The sequence below is a fragment of the Rhodococcus sp. WB1 genome (assembly GCF_001700945.1).
GTDB lineage: Bacteria > Actinomycetota > Actinomycetes > Mycobacteriales > Mycobacteriaceae > Rhodococcus > Rhodococcus aetherivorans.
Map to the genome: position 1 here is coordinate 622,779 of NZ_CP015529.1, position 14,691 is coordinate 637,469.

Sequence of the window (14,691 nt, forward strand, 5' to 3'; positions counted from 1 at the left end):
GGCCGTGCGTGTCAGGCGGACCACGACCGCCAGCGCAGATCGGCGATCCGGAGCACCGGCCCGGCCGGGCGGGCGGCCCGGTACTGCGCGTACTTGACGGCGAGCGCATCGAGACCGGCCGTGCCGACCGCGGAGCGCGGGTCGTGGACGGTGGCGGTGCCGTCGAGGCGGACCCACCACAGGTGCGTCCAGTCCTCCTCGTAGTGGTCGACGAGCACGGTGACGTGCGGGTTGCCCTCGATGTTGCGCAGGCGCCGCAGCCGGCGCGTCGTCTTCGGTTTGTCGTCGACGCAGGTGTAGAGGACGTCGCCGGCGAGCGCGAACACGATCGGGACGAGGTGCGGGCGTCCGTTGCGCCCGGCGGTGGCGAGCCGTGCGACGCGGGCGGCGGTGACGAGAGCGCGTGCGTCCACACCCCCCACGGTAGGCGCCCGCCGGTCGTCACCTTCTCGGTCCGGGGATCCGCCTGTCGGGGCCGAACCGCGAGCCCGCGAGGCCCGGCGGCGCCGGCCGCCAGTTGTACTGGTTCTGCGGCGGCGGGGATTCCAGGTCGGCCCAGGCTTCCCGCGCCCAGGACTCGGCCTCCGGTCCCGGGCCGAAATCGATGCCCAGCGACGGGTCGTGGGTGCAGATCACCCAACGGTGACCGTCGGGAGTCTCGTGGATGCGGTAGTGCCGTGCCGTCGTGGGGTCGGGGAGAGGTGCCATGGGGACCGGGTTCCCCGCGGCGCGGCGAATCATGTCGGGCGCATTCCTCAGGTGCTGCCGAGGCGCTGCGGCCGGGCCGTGTCCGCTTCCGCCCGAAGCACATCGAGGACGACGTCGCCGTCGACGGTCTCCTCCTCGACGAGGATCGCGGCCAGCCGGTCCAGCGCCGTCCGATGCTGCGTCAGGAGCGCGACCGCCCGTTCCTCGGCGGCCCGCAGCAGCCGGGCGACCTCGCGGTCCACGAGCTGCTGGGTGTGTTCCGAGTAGGGCCGCACGAGGCTCCGGTCGCTGGTGTCGGCATGGAGGTAGTTGGGATCGCCGGAGCCGTACCCCACCGGGCCGAACGCTTCGGACAGCCCGAATTCCCGCACCATGCGCACGGCGATCCGGGTCGCGCCGCTCAGATCGTCGGCGGCGCCGGTCGAGCCCTCCCCGAACACGACGATCTCCGCGGCCCGCCCACCCACCCGCACGGTGAGCAGATCGTTGAGATATCCCTCGCTGTAGAGGTGGCGTTCGACCTCGGGGAGCTGCTGGGTCGATCCCAGCGCCATGCCCGCGGGCAGGATCGTCACCTTCGCCACCGGGTCGGCGTGCGGGCACAGGGCCGCGAGCAGCGCGTGACCCGATTCGTGCACCGCCACCGAGGTCCGTTCCTCGGGGAGCAGGGCGTTGGCGCTCTCGCGGCGGCCGAGCAGCAGGCGGTCGCGCGCGGACGACAAGTCGTCGGCGCAGATGACGGTGCGGTCGTCGCGGACGGCGTTGATCGCGGCCTCGTTGACCAGGTTCGCCAGATCCGCACCCGAGAACCCCGGGGTGGCCCGCGCGAGCACACTCAGATCGACGTCGGGCCCGAGGTGTTTGCCCTGTAGGTGCACCGAGAGGATCGCGGCCCGTTCCGACTGGGTGGGCAGGGGGATGACCACCGTGCGGTCGAACCGGCCCGGCCGCAGCAGTGCCGGATCGAGCGCCTCCGGGCGGTTCGTCGCTGCCAGCACCACGATGCCGACGCTCTGATCGAAGCCGTCCATCTCGGCCAGCAACTGGTTGAGCGTCTGCTCCCGCTCGTCGTTTCCGGCGTAGGTCCCGACGCCGCGTTTGCTGCCGATGGCGTCGATCTCGTCGATGAAGATGATCGACGGGGGGCTCTTGCGGGCCTGCTCGAACAGGTCCCGCACGCGGGAGGCGCCGACGCCGACGAACATCTCCACGAACTCCGAGCCCGTGACGGACAGGAAGCGCACCTCTGCTTCACCCGCCACCGCGCGGGCCAGCAGCGTCTTGCCGGTGCCCGGCGGGCCGATCATCAGCACGCCGCGGGGACCCTTCGCGCCGGCGGCCGCGTACTTCTCCGGATCCCGCAGGAAGTCGACGACCTCGCTGATCTCCTGCTTGACGCCGTCGTATCCGGCGACGTCGGCGAAGCGGGTGGTCGGCCGGTTCGCTTCGATCACCCGGGCCTTCGAGCGGCCGAACGTTCCGATGCCCCCGATACCGCCGGCGCCGCCGCTGAATGCGCGCTGCGCCCGGCGGCCGAGCCACAGCAGCAGTCCCGCGAACACCACGAAGGGCAGCATGCTGAACAGAATCGCCCCCCACGGGCTGTCGTCGGTCTGTTCCGCGCTGACCCGGACCTGCTTCGCCTGCAGCTTGTTGTCGAGCCCGGCGAGGTCCAGCGCGGTGGGTAGCTGGGTGACGAATTCGGTTCCATCGGAAAGTGTTCCGTAGACCGATCCCTTGTCGTCGATCGTCACCTGTTCCACGGTGCCCGCGTCGACCCGGTCCACGAAGTCGCTGTAGGTCAGGGTGCTCGAGGTCGGGGTCTGCAGGGCCAGGGCGACCACCAGGCCGCCGAGCAGGACGGCGACCGCGACCAGCTGCCACCACAGGCCCGAGGACGGCGCCGGCGGGGGCGGCGGGTCCGGGGGAGGCCCCGATCGCGCCGACCGTGAGTGGTGAACGGAGAAGAACCTGGTCCGTGTGATCATTCGGCGCTCTCCTGACCTGTCCGTGTCGGATCCACGGTATCCGGACGCACGGAGGTCCTCACCCGTGTCAGCAGGATCGACGAGAGACTGTCGAGTGTGGCGGCGAACCTCGACGTCGGTATCGCAGGGTTCGCCGCCACGGTCCGGGGCTCAGGCCCGGACGGGGACCGGTCGGGGCGGCGGTGCCTCGGCAAGTTCACGGACGAGGTCCTCGGCGGCGGGCCAGTGGCCGTAGCCGGCGGCGGGGTTGAGGTGCCCGACCGGTCCGGCGTCGACGAGTCTGCTGCCCCAGTGCCGCGCGAGAGCGGCGGCCCGGTCGAACCCACAGAGCGGGTCGTTGCTGCTGGCGGCGACGATGCTGGGAAACCGCAGCGGTGTGCGCGGGGTGGGATACCAGCCGTTGTCGCGTAGCTGCTCGGGGGTGGGGTAGCCGGCGGGCAGCGCGACGGTGAGGTCGGGTGGGGTGGCCAACAACGCGCCCACGACGGGGTGGTCGTGGCGCTGGGCCCACGCCACGGTGATCATCACACCGGCGCTGTGCGCGACCAGCAGCACCGGGCCGGTCGTGCCGGCGACGACCTCGTCGAGGGCGGCGACGCGGGCGGCGAGACCGAACTTGTCGCGCTGCAGCGGCTCGACCGTGGTCACCTTCGGCAGCCGCGCGGCGAGCAGGGTCTGCCAGTGCTCGGCGACGTGGCCGCGCAGGCCCGGCACGATCACCACGGTCGTGGTATCGAGGGTGCTCACTTGTCGGCTCCGGTCTGCTGCGCGGGGGTGGCGGACAGGGTGGCGAGCTTGCGGACGCCGGCGGGGTAGACGCGCTTGCCGGCCAGCAGCACCGCGACCGCGCCCAGGTAGACGAGCGGCGCAAGTTGCAGAGCATTGGCGAGGCTGATCCTGTCCGCGAGGACACCGACGACGAACGGGCCCGCGGCCAGCCCGAGCAGGCTGTTGGCCAGGGTGGTGGTGCCGAACGCCGACGCCCGCACGGTGGGGTGGGTCAGGTTGGCGACCATCGCGGTGACCGCGCCGGTGGAGCCGGCGGAGAAGAACGCGCCCAGTCCGAGCAGCACCAGCTGGGCGGTGCCGACCGGCAGCCGGAACCCGACGATCAGCAGTACCCCGGCGGCGAGGCTGATCGCGATCGCGACTGTCCATTTGCGGGCCGGGTCGATGCGGGCGGCCCGGTCGGCGACGATGCCGCACACGATCATGCCGGCGCCGATGAGCAGCACGAAGACCGCGGCCATCGCGGCGGCCTTGTCCGCGGCCAGCCCGTAGGAGCGGCCGAAGAAGCTGGGCAGCCACGCCATCAGCGCGGCGGCGGTGAACATCTGCAGCCCGCCGCCGATGTAGGCGCACAGCACCGCGGGGTTGGTGAACAGGCTCGAGATCGGGGCACGTGCAACCGGGCCCGGCGCCTCGGTGTGGGTGGTGTTCGTGTCGTCGTCGATGGCGTGGCGGGCGAGCTTGCGCTCGCTGACCAGGGCCCAGAACAGCGCGACCAGGATCAGCCCGAAGATCGCCATCGACGCGAAGGACCAGCGCCAGGACAGCTGCACGGCGATGACCCCGCCGAATGCGACGCCGATCACCGACCCGAACGAGCCGCCGGCCATGAACGCACCCGAGAGCGAGGCCCGCAGCCGCGGCGCGAACACGCTGAGCACGACCGCGATACCGACGCTGCCGTAGGCGGCCTCACCGACCCCGACCAGGAACCGGGCGCCGAGCATCTGCTCGTAGGAGCCCGCCACCGCGCACAGCAGGGTCGCCACGCTCCACAACGCGGCCATCACGACGAGGCTGCGCACCCGGCCCCACCGGTCGGCGAGCATCGACAGCGGCAGGGTGAGCAACCCGACCATCAACGCGACCACGCTGTTCAGCGATGCGAGGTGCGAATCCGACAGCGACCATTCGGCTTTCAGGAACGGGAACACCGCACTGAGGACCTGCCGGGACATGTAGTCCGACAGCAGCAGCCCGAAGGTGAGTGCGAACACGAGCCACGGGTAGAACCGGGATCGCCCGCTGCGGCGAGACGGCGCCGACACGGTCGCGGTCCGCTCCGGCGCGGTGGGGGTGAGAGAGGACATGATCTTCCTAAACCTCGGGTGGGGTGGGGAGGAGCGCGGTGGCTGGGGGTGAAGTTTGTGGTGCTGACGGCCGGTGGGAGAAAGGGTTTCGCGTGCCCCGGGGGCGCGGCACGGGGCGTGGTGTCACGCCCCGCGAATCACGCGGATGCTGCGTCAGGCGTGCTGGGTGAAGCCGCGCTGGCCGGGGCGGCGGTTGGGCGCGAAGCCGATCTTGGCGAGGGTCTCCTCGGCGCTGGTGTAGTGCTCGTCGAGCTTGTAGATCTCGCGGGCCTCCTTGCCGGTGGCGACCTCGCGACCGAGTTCGTTCGCGATGCGGACGAGCTGTTCGACCTGCGCCACGGAAGTCATCTTCTCGCCCTTGCGGCCCCACAGGGTGTCCTCGGTGCCGCAGCGGGCGTGCAGGCCCATCGCGATGGCCATGGTGTTGACCGGCAGCACGCTGCGCATCAGGGTTTCCAGGGTGAGCACCGCCCCGTCGGGGGTGCGGCGGATGAACTCCATCATGTTGTACGGGTTGGGACCGTCGAAGCCGCCGCCGATGCCGACCCAGGTCACCATCAGCGGGCCGGTGTAGACGCCGCGACGGATCAACCGCTCCACGGTCTCGAGCTGGGCGATGTTGGCGAGCTGGAAGTGCGGCTGGATACCGTTGGCCTGCAGCCGGCGCAGGTGCTCCTCGACCCAGCCCGGCCCGGCCGGGACGGTCATCTCGCGGTAGGCGTCGTAGACCTCGGGGCGCTCGAAGGAGGTGCCGGCGATGTCGTCGGCGGTCATCAGCTCGACGATGTTCATCTGATTGGTGTTGATCGCGATGGTGACCTGGTCGGGCTTGGGGTCGAGTTCGGCGAGCATGTGGCGGGTGTCGTCGGAGAGCCACTTCGCGTCCGCGCCCTCGCCTTCGGGTGCGAACGAGATCGAGCCGCCGACCTGCAGGATCATCTCGGGTACCGCCTCGCGCAGCCGTGCCAGCAGCTCGTTGAACTTCGAGAGCCGCTTGGAGCCCTTGCCGTCGAGTTCCCGCACGTGGATGTGCAGCACGGTCGCGCCGGCCTCGTAGCAGTCCACCGCCTTCTGCACGTGCTCGTCCATGGTCAGTGGCAGGTCCTCGGCGAAGTCGTCGATGTCCCACTCCGGGCCGTAGGGGGCGACGGTGATGACCAGCTTCTCCTGGTTCTCCGGGAACAGGGCGTCGTCGTGGAAGTGCATGGTGGTGCTCCGATCAGAGTTGTGGTGGGGTTGGTGAGGGTGAACGGGACGGGGGAGGGGTCAGAAGGTGGCGTCGCCGACGATGCCGGCGCGTTCCATCTTGCGTACTGCGGGCCAATAGTCCTGCACCGCATAGTGTTGCGTGGATCGGTTGTCCCAGATGGCGACGCTGTTGGGGGTCCAGCGCCACCGCACCTGGTATTCCGGGATCGCGGCCTGGCTGATCAGGTAGCGCAGCAGATCCCCGGCGCCGGGGGCGTAGTCGATGCCGAAGCGGACGTTGTCGGGGGTGTGGTAGTTGACGAAATGGGTGGCGAAGGCGTTGACGAACAGGATCTTCTCCCCGGTTTCCGGATGGGTGCGCACCACCGGGTGCTCGGCGTCGGGGAACCGCTCGTGCAGCGCGTGCCGGGCCTCGAGGGGCATGTTCGCACCGAAGCTGGCCTCGATGCTGTGGCGGGCGCGCAGCCCGTCGATCCGGTCCTTCACCGATTGCGGCAGCCGCGTGTAGGCCAGCGCCATGTTCACCCAGACGGTGTCGCCGCCGACCGGTGGGATCTCCACGGCGCGCAGCACCGAACCCATCGGAGGGTTCTGCCGCCACGTGGCGTCGCAGTGGTAGGCGTTCTCGTAGTGCTCCGGCGCGCTGTCGAGGTCCTTGTAGATCCGCACCAGCCCGGGATGGTCGGGGTCGCTGCCGGCCACCGGGTGATCCTCGAGCGGGCCGAACCGTTCCGCCAGCGCGACGTGCTCGGCGCGGGTGAAGTCCTGCCCGCGCAGGAACAGCACCTTGTGACGCAGCAGCAGCGCACGCAGCTCGGCGAACAGGGCGTCGTCGCGCGACACCTCGCCCAGGTCCACGTCGAACAGCTCCGCACCGATCGTGGCGGTCAACGGCTCGACCCGGAACGGGGTCACCGTCCGTGTCCGCCGGGGCATCTCGATCGTGACAGACATTGCGTTGTCTCCTAGAAGAATTGGGGTTCGGTGACGGCGTCGGGTATTCGCCGGGTTCAGAGGGTGAACACCGAGGTGCCGATGCTGGCGCCGGCCTCGAGATCGCGGTGTGCGGTCACCGCGTCGGCCAGCTCGTAGCGCTGGTTGATGTCGATGCGGATCCGGCCGGCGGCGACGTGGCCGAACACCTCGCCGGCCAGTTCGGCCCGCTCGGCCGGGTCGGCGATGTAGTCCGCCAGCGCGGGACGGGTCACGAACAGCGAGCCCTTCACCGCCAGCGACATCGCGTCGATCGGCGGGATCGGTCCGGACGCGGTGCCGAAGCACACCAGCAGGCCGCGGCGGGCCAGCGAGTCGAGCGAGGTCGCGAAGGTGGAGGCGCCGATGCTGTCGAACACCACCGGCACTCCGACCCCGTCGGTGATCTCGCGGACCCGGGCGGGGACGTTCTCGCGGGTGTAGACGATCACGTGTGCACAGCCGTTGGCGCGGGCGATCTCGGCCTTCGCGTCGCTGGACACGGTGCCGATCACGTTGATGCCCAGCAGATTCGCCCATTGAGTGACGATGGAGCCGACCCCGCCTGCGGCGGCGTGCAGCAGCACCGTGTCCCCGGCGTCCAGCGCGACGATGCGCCGCAGTAGATACGCACTGGTGAGCCCGCGCATGGTCATCGACGCCGCGGTCTCGAACGCGATCCCGCCCGGGAGCGTGATCAGGTGCTCGGCCGGCATCACCCGCTCGGTGCTGTAGGCGCCCAGCGGGCTGCCGGTGTAGGTGACGCGGTCACCCTCCCGCACGTGCGACACGCCGGTGCCGACGGCCTCGACCACACCCGCCGCCTCGACGCCCATGCCGGCGGGCAACGCGGCCGGGTAGAGCCCGGTCCGGAAGTAGGTGTCGGCGAAGTTGAGGCCGACCGCACCGTGGCGGATCCGGACCTCGCCCGGGCCGGGTTCCCCGACCTCGGCGTTCTCCCACCGCAGGACCTCCGGTCCACCGGTCTCGTAGAAACGAACGGCCTTCGCCACGGTATTCTCCTTCTCGGTCCCGGGTGCTCGCGTCGTGACGACTCGGAGATCCGAAACGTTGTGCTGTGGAACAGCTTTTGGATTCGCTCGGGTGCGCCGGTTCGGCTTGTGAGGGCGGTCACCGGGTGGCCCGTGCTGTGATGAACCCAACTCTAGTCGGACCATCCCATGGATACTTATCCTGGCGGGACTCCAAATATTCGCTTCGGGACGCTGCGGCGATCCAGCGGCCTCGCCGGCCCGGGACGTGCATCCCGCCGGGTTCGAGCCGGCTGCATCCCGGATGCGAGGGGCGTGATGGTGTGGGACGGTGTCGGTCGATCGAGCCGACCGGGGCGGCGTCGGTGTGCGACAACGGTGCTCATCGGATTCGCGTGGACTGCAGGCGGTGTGGTCTGTGCGCCATCAACCCTGTCCCGATACGAATAGTCTGCTGACCCGATGAGATAAGTACGGTGGGTGCGGTTCGGCTACCGTGGAGTGGCAAGCCGAAGACCCACATGGGTTCTCGATCGAGTCCCGCACTCCGCGGGCCACGTCCCCAGCACCGGGATCGTCGATGCAGCCGGCCGAGGCGGCCACCTGCCCGACGTGCTCGAAAACACCCGTCGCCACCCCTCAGGAAGATCGATGACCAGGACCATCTATACCGCCGACCACCTCGCCTTTCGTGACACGGTGCGTGACTTCACGCAGCGCCACCTGATTCCGGAGCACGAGCGGATCATCGAGCAGCGGTTCATCGACCGCGAGATCTGGATCGAGGCGGGCAAGCTCGGCCTGCTCGGTCTGGAGGTACCCGAACAGTACGGTGGCAGCGCGGCGGGAGACTACCGGTTCAATGCTGTTGTGGGGGAGGAACTCTCGCGGGTGAGTGCCGCGATCGCGTCGAGTTTCGGCATCCACTACGACATCGTGGCGCCGTATCTGGTGGAGCTGACCACCGAGGAGCAGAAGCAGCGGTGGCTGCCGGGGTTCTGCACCGGTGAACTGGTCGCCGCGATCGCGATGACCGAACCGGCCGCGGGCTCGGACCTGGCCGGATTGAAGACCACCGCCCGACGCGACGGGGAGGACTGGATCCTCAACGGGTCCAAGACGTTCATCACCAACGGTTACCACGCCGACCTGGTGATCGTGGCGGCGAAGACCAGTCCGGAGAAGAAGGCCAAGGGCATCACCCTGTTCGCGGTCGAGACCGGCACGGCGGGCTTCGAACGGGGCCGCAAGCTGGACAAGGTCGGCCAACCCGAGTCCGACACCGCCGAGTTGTTCTTCACCGACGTCCGGGTCCCGGCGGCGAACGTGATCGGCGAGGTCGACGGCGGGTTCGCGCACATGATGCGAATGCTGCCGCAGGAACGGATCTGCGCGGCGGTGTCGAATCTCGCGCACGCCGAGGCGATCCTGGCCGAGACCCTCGACTATGCCCGGGCGCGCAAGGCGTTCGGCCAGGCGATCGGCTCGTTCCAGTACAACAAGTTCCTCTTCGCCGAACTGGTCACCACGCTCGAGGTGGCGCAGGCGTTCGTCGATCGGTGCGTGCAGGCACACACCGAGGGGCGGCTCACCGCGGTGGACGCCGCGAAGGCCAAGTGGTGGAGCTCGCAGGTGCAGAACCAGATCCTCGACAGTTGCGTCCAGCTGCACGGCGGCTACGGGTTCATGAACGAATACCGGGTCGCGCGGGCGTGGAAGGACGCACGGGTGACCAAGATCTGGGCCGGGTCCAACGAGATCATGAAGGAGATCATCGGACGGGACCTCGGACTGTGAGCATCACCGCGCCGGCCACCCACGCGAGCGAACCCACCGAGTGGCTCGCCCGGCTGACGCGCACCCGGTCCGACGCCGCCGCCCGCATCGCGTGGCTGACCGGGGTGCTCGGCTCCATTCGCTGGGCTCCGGCGCTGTGCGTGCCCCTTCGGCCCCACGCCGGTTCGGAGACGACCACCGACCACGACCCCTTTCTCGAACCACACCGGAGAACCACAGCATGACCAATCTCAGTACCAATCTCGTTGTGTCAGCGCGCAACTACCCCGGCAAGACCGCGTTGCGGTGCGGCGAGGACACGCTCGCGTTCGCCGAGTTCGACGCGGCCGCGGCGCGGGTGGCAACCCTGCTCGAGCGGGCCGGGATCGCACCCGGTGACCGGGTCGCGGTGATGCTGCCCAACACCGCGGCGTTCGCGATCGTGTTCTACGGCATCCTGCGGCGCGGCGCGATCGCGGTGCCGATGAACCCCCTGCTGAAGGCCCGCGAGATCGAGTTCTTCCTGACCAACACCGCCGCGTCGGCGCTGTTCGCGACCCCGGTGTTCGCCGAGCAGGCCCGCGCCGCGTCCGACGCGGCCGACGCCCGGTTGTGGCTGGTCGACGACGACGACCTCGCCCGGCTGACCGCCGACCTGCCGGCGCAGGCCGCGCCGGTGGCGCGGGCGGGTGAGGACACCGCGGTGATCCTGCACACCTCGGGCACCACCGGCAAGCCCAAGGGCGCCGAACTCACCCACGCCGGACTGGCCGGCAACGCAGAGGTGACCGCCCGCACCCTGATCCAGATCGGACCCGACGACGTCGTGATGGGCGCACTGCCGCTGTTCCACGTCTTCGGGCTCACCTGTGGGCTCAACGCCTCGGTCCTCGTGGGTGCCACGCTGACACTGGTGCCGCGGTTCGACCCACGAGTCGCGCTCGAGGTGATCGCCCGCGACCGGGTCACCGTGTTCGAGGGCGTGCCGACCATGTACGCCGCGATGCTCGGTGTCGCCGGGGAACTCGACGCGGCGGCGACGGCGAGCCTGCGAGTGTGCGTCTCGGGCGGCGCGTCGCTGCCGGTGGCAGTGCTCACCGACTTCGAGCGGACCTTCGACGCGGTGATCCTGGAAGGCTACGGGCTGTCGGAAACCTCCCCGGTCGCCTCGTTCAACCACCCGGACCGCGTCCGTAAGACCGGCTCGATCGGCACCCCGATCGAGGGCGTGCGGATGCGTGTCGTGGACGGCACCGGTGCCGAGGTTCCGGCCGACCAGCCCGGCGAGATCCAGATCGCGGGACCGAACGTGATGAAGGGCTACTGGAACCTGCCCGAGTCGACCGCGGCCGCGATCGACGCGGCCGGCTGGTTCGCCACCGGCGACATCGGCCGCATCGACACCGACGGCTACTTCTACATCGTGGACCGCAAGAAGGACCTGATCATCCGCGGCGGGTTCAACGTCTACCCCCGCGAGGTCGAGGAGGTCGTCTACGAGCACCCTGCCGTGGCGGAGGCCGCGGTGGTCGGCATCCCGCACGCCAGCCTCGGCGAGGAGATCGGCGCCGCGGTCACGCTCAAGCCCGGCGCGAGCGCCGATCCCGCCGAGATCGTCGCATTCGTCAAACAGCGGGTCGCCGCCTACAAGTATCCGCGCCACATCTGGATCCTCGACACCCTGCCGCAGGGGCCGACCGGCAAGATCCTGCGCCGCGACATCACCATCCCGACCTTCGAAAGCAGCAACCGACCATGACCACCACCACCACCACCAAGCCGGCACACCGCCCCGACGAGCTCGCCGCGCCGCTGGACCTGCTGCTGGCCGGCTCGGCCCGCGGCGTGGCCGGCCGGATGCTGCCCAACCGATCCTGGGCCCGGCTCGCGGGCGGGCTGGCCACCCGCCCGGGCACGCTCGCGCACCGCGGCGGAAACCTGGCCAAGGAACTCGCTGCGGTCGCCGCCGGCCGCGCCGACCGCGCACCCGGCAAGGGCGACAAACGATTCGCCGACCCGGCGTGGCAGAACAACCCCTGGTTGCACCGCAGCATGCAGGCCTACCTCGCCACCGCCGACACCGCCTATGCCCTGCTCGCGGACGCGGGCTTGGACTGGCGCGACACCGAACGGATGCGGTTCGTGCTCGACAACCTCGTCGAGGGCCTCGCGCCGAGCAACAATCCGCTGCTCAACCCGCTCGGGTGGAAGGCGCTCATCGACACCGGCGGCCTGTCCGTGCTGCGCGGGGCGCGCGCGTTCGCCCGCGACATGGCCACCAAGCCGCGGGTGCCGGCGATGATCGAAGACGGCGCCTACACCCTCGGCGAGACCGTCGCGGTCACACCCGGGGCAGTGGTGTTGCGCACCCCGGTGTTCGAGCTGATCCAGTACGCCCCGCAATCCGCGACCGTGCGCGAGGTGCCGCTGCTGATGGTGCCGCCGGTGATCAACAAGTACTACATCACCGACATCGCCCCCGGTCGCAGCATGATCGAGTACTTCGTCGCCCAGGGCCAGCAGGTGTTCGCCATCTCCTGGCGAAACCCCCACGCCGAGCATCGGGACTGGGACCTCGACACCTACGGCGGCGCGATCCTCGAGGCGATGGACGCCGTCCAGGGGATCACCGGCACCGACCGCACGCATCTGCAGGGCAGCTGCTCGGGCGGGATCCTGGCCGCGACGACCGCCGCGTACCTGGCTGCCACCGGCCACGGCGACCGGGTTGCCGGGCTCACCCTGGCGGTGACCGTGCTCGACCAGGCCCAGGCCGGGTTCGCCGCCGCCGCCCTCGACGCACGCACCGCCGAGACCGCGATCGAACGCTCGCAGTCCAGGGGCTTCCTGGACGGGGACGAGCTGGCCGAGGTGTTCGCCTGGCTGCGCCCGACCGACCTGGTGTGGCGCTACTGGGTCAACAACTACCTGCAGGGCCGCCCGCCCGCGCCGTTCGACGTGCTGCATTGGAACGCCGACACCACTCGCATGACCGCCGGCCTGCACCGCGACCTGGTCCGCATCGGCGCTACCAACGCGCTGGCCACCCCCGGCACGATCGACCTGTTGGGCACCCCGATCGACCTCGGAGCGGTCACCGCCGACGCGTACGTGATCGGCGGCATCGCCGACCACATCTCGCCATGGCAGTCCTGCCACCGCAGCGCCGCCCTGCTCGGCGGCGCCGACACCCGGTTCGTGCTCTCCACCAGCGGGCACGTCGCCGCGCTGGTCAACCCACCCGGAAACCCCAAGGCGTCCTTCCGGGTCGGGCCCGTCGACGCGGACACCCCGGAGCAATGGTTCGACCGCGCGACGGTCACCCGCGACTCCTGGTGGCCGGACTACACCACCTGGCTCGCCGCGCGCAGCGGCGCCACCGTCGCCGCACCCACCACGCTCGGCGGCGCCGGCCACTCCCCGCTCGACCCCGCACCCGGCACCTACGTACACCACATCTGACCCACCACGACCTCAGGAAGCGACATCATGACCACCACACTCGACAACCCGAAAGCACTGCTCGACCTGGTCGGGCACGAACTCGGCCGCACCGACTGGCGCGAGATCACCCAGGAGCAGGTGAACCGGTTCGCCGACGCCACCGGCGACCACCAGTGGATCCACACCGACCCCGACCGGGCGGTGGCCGGACCGTTCGGCACCACCATCGCGCACGGCTACCTCACCCTGTCGCTGACGCCGATCGTGCTCGCCGAGGTACTCGCCATCGACCACCTCGGGATGGCAGTGAACTACGGGGTGAACAAGGTCCGATTCCCCGCGCCGGTCCCGGTCGGAGCCGAACTGCGCGCCACCGTCACCCTCACCGCCGCAGTGGAGAAACCCGCCGGCATCGAGGCCGTGTTCACCCTCACCTACGAGATCCGGGGCGGGACGCGGCCGGTGTGCGTCGCCGAGGTCGTCGTCGTCTACCGATGACCGGAGACGCTCGCACCACGCAGCGCACCCTCACCGTGGGCCGGCAACGCATCCGGGTCCACATCCGGCGCGGGTCGGGGGTGCCGCTGGTGCTGTGCAACGGGATCGGCGCCGGGCTCGAGGTGCTCGACCCGTTCGTCGCCGCCCTCGACCCGGCCACCACGATCGTCCGGTTCGACGTCCCCGGCGTCGGCGGGTCGCGGACCTCGTTCGCGCCCTACGGGTTCGGCTACCTGGCGCGGCTGCTGGGACGGGTCCTCGACCGGCTCGGTATCGGCGTGGTGGACGTACTCGGCCTGTCCTGGGGCGGCGCGCTGGCCCAGCAGTTCGCCTTCCAGAACCCGCGCCGGTGCCGGCGACTCGTGCTCGTCGCCACCGCCACCGGGGCGCTCATGGTGCCCGGACATCCCCGGGTGCTCGCCAAGATGCTCACCGGTCGCCGGTTCACCGACCCCGATCACACCGCAGCGATCGCCGGCCAGATCTACGGCGGCACCGCGAGAAACCAGGGCAGCGACATCGCCGCCCTCTTCGACACCCAGACCCACGCCGGATCGACGATCGGTTACCTGCACCAGCTGCTCGCCGGCGCCGTGTGGACCAGCCTGCCGATGCTTCCCCTCATCCGCCAACCCACCCTGATCGTCGCCGGCACCGACGACCCCATCGTTCCGATCGTCAACGCCCACATCCTGCACCGACTGCTACCCCACGCCACCCTGTACCTGCACAACGGCGGACATATCGAACCGATCACCAACGCCGGCAGACTCGCCCCGGTGATCGACGCCTTCCTCCACGAACCCGAACAACGATGATGACGATCGCCCACGACCGCCGACGCACGCACTCGCGGCCGCCGCCCGCGCGGGGGACCGTCCCCGCGCTGCCGAACAGCCGTCGGTGCGACACGGCGCACGTGATCATCGGTGTCCCCGGCGGCGATTTCGATCGGCGCCATCCGGGGCGTGTCTCACCGCCCGATCGAGCGTATCTTGAGGTGAC

At 70.2% G+C, this 14,691-nt stretch carries 14 protein-coding genes; 6 read left to right on the forward strand and 8 right to left on the reverse strand.

Annotated features, from left to right (window positions below; translation table 11 throughout):
* Window positions 1-11 precede the first annotated feature (11 nt).
* The 8 genes from A4U64_RS02930 to A4U64_RS02965 form a co-directional block, all read right to left on the reverse strand.
* Window positions 12-413, reverse strand: coding sequence for a TIGR03668 family PPOX class F420-dependent oxidoreductase (locus A4U64_RS02930; RefSeq protein WP_065922122.1), 402 nt, complete (start codon window positions 411-413; stop codon window positions 12-14).
* 28 nt (window positions 414-441) lie between these two features.
* Window positions 442-708, reverse strand: coding sequence for a hypothetical protein (locus A4U64_RS02935; protein WP_029545826.1), 267 nt, complete (start codon window positions 706-708; stop codon window positions 442-444).
* 47 nt (window positions 709-755) lie between these two features.
* A complete protein-coding gene (gene ftsH, locus A4U64_RS02940) occupies window positions 756-2,696 on the reverse strand; it encodes an ATP-dependent zinc metalloprotease FtsH (protein ID WP_232334155.1) in 1,941 nt (646 codons plus the stop codon).
* Between the two features lie 150 nt (window positions 2,697-2,846).
* Window positions 2,847-3,443, reverse strand: a complete 597-nt coding sequence (locus A4U64_RS02945) for an RBBP9/YdeN family alpha/beta hydrolase (RefSeq protein ID WP_006937065.1) — start codon at window positions 3,441-3,443, stop codon at window positions 2,847-2,849.
* Window positions 3,440-4,795 (reverse strand): MFS transporter, encoded by a 1,356-nt coding sequence (locus tag A4U64_RS02950; protein ID WP_006937064.1) that lies wholly within the window; start codon window positions 4,793-4,795, stop codon window positions 3,440-3,442. Before A4U64_RS02950 ends, A4U64_RS02945 begins: the two co-directional genes overlap by 4 nt.
* A 153-nt stretch (window positions 4,796-4,948) precedes the next feature.
* Window positions 4,949-6,001 (reverse strand): 3-keto-5-aminohexanoate cleavage protein, encoded by a 1,053-nt coding sequence (locus A4U64_RS02955; RefSeq protein WP_006937062.1) that lies wholly within the window; start codon window positions 5,999-6,001, stop codon window positions 4,949-4,951.
* Between the two features lie 60 nt (window positions 6,002-6,061).
* On the reverse strand, window positions 6,062-6,958 hold the full coding sequence (locus tag A4U64_RS02960; protein ID WP_065922123.1) for a TauD/TfdA dioxygenase family protein: 897 nt from the start codon (window positions 6,956-6,958) through the stop codon (window positions 6,062-6,064).
* Window positions 6,959-7,014: 56 nt separating this feature from the next.
* Window positions 7,015-7,989 (reverse strand): quinone oxidoreductase family protein, encoded by a 975-nt coding sequence (locus A4U64_RS02965; RefSeq protein ID WP_006937059.1) that lies wholly within the window; start codon window positions 7,987-7,989, stop codon window positions 7,015-7,017.
* A 630-nt stretch (window positions 7,990-8,619) separates the two neighbouring features.
* On the opposite strand from A4U64_RS02965, the gene A4U64_RS02970 reads away from it, so the two are divergent.
* The 6 genes from A4U64_RS02970 to phaZ are packed head-to-tail and all read left to right on the forward strand — an operon-like array spanning window position 8,620 to window position 14,504.
* Window positions 8,620-9,765 (forward strand): acyl-CoA dehydrogenase family protein, encoded by a 1,146-nt coding sequence (locus tag A4U64_RS02970; RefSeq protein WP_006937057.1) that lies wholly within the window; start codon window positions 8,620-8,622, stop codon window positions 9,763-9,765.
* Window positions 9,762-9,989, forward strand: coding sequence for a hypothetical protein (locus tag A4U64_RS02975; protein ID WP_006937055.1), 228 nt, complete (start codon window positions 9,762-9,764; stop codon window positions 9,987-9,989). Before A4U64_RS02970 ends, A4U64_RS02975 begins: the two co-directional genes overlap by 4 nt.
* Window positions 9,986-11,503, forward strand: coding sequence for a long-chain-fatty-acid--CoA ligase (locus tag A4U64_RS02980; protein ID WP_043798467.1), 1,518 nt, complete (start codon window positions 9,986-9,988; stop codon window positions 11,501-11,503). The genes A4U64_RS02975 and A4U64_RS02980 overlap by 4 nt, the downstream gene beginning before the upstream one ends.
* Entirely contained in the window at window positions 11,500-13,206 is a 1,707-nt protein-coding gene (locus tag A4U64_RS02985; RefSeq protein ID WP_065922124.1) for a PHA/PHB synthase family protein, read from the forward strand. The genes A4U64_RS02980 and A4U64_RS02985 overlap by 4 nt, the downstream gene beginning before the upstream one ends.
* A 27-nt stretch (window positions 13,207-13,233) precedes the next feature.
* Window positions 13,234-13,686: a MaoC family dehydratase gene (locus A4U64_RS02990; RefSeq protein ID WP_006937051.1), complete on the forward strand. Its 453-nt coding sequence runs from the start codon at window positions 13,234-13,236 to the stop codon at window positions 13,684-13,686.
* A complete protein-coding gene (gene phaZ / locus A4U64_RS02995; RefSeq protein WP_065922125.1) occupies window positions 13,683-14,504 on the forward strand; it encodes a poly(3-hydroxyalkanoate) depolymerase in 822 nt (273 codons plus the stop codon). Before A4U64_RS02990 ends, phaZ begins: the two co-directional genes overlap by 4 nt.
* Window positions 14,505-14,691 lie beyond the last annotated feature (187 nt).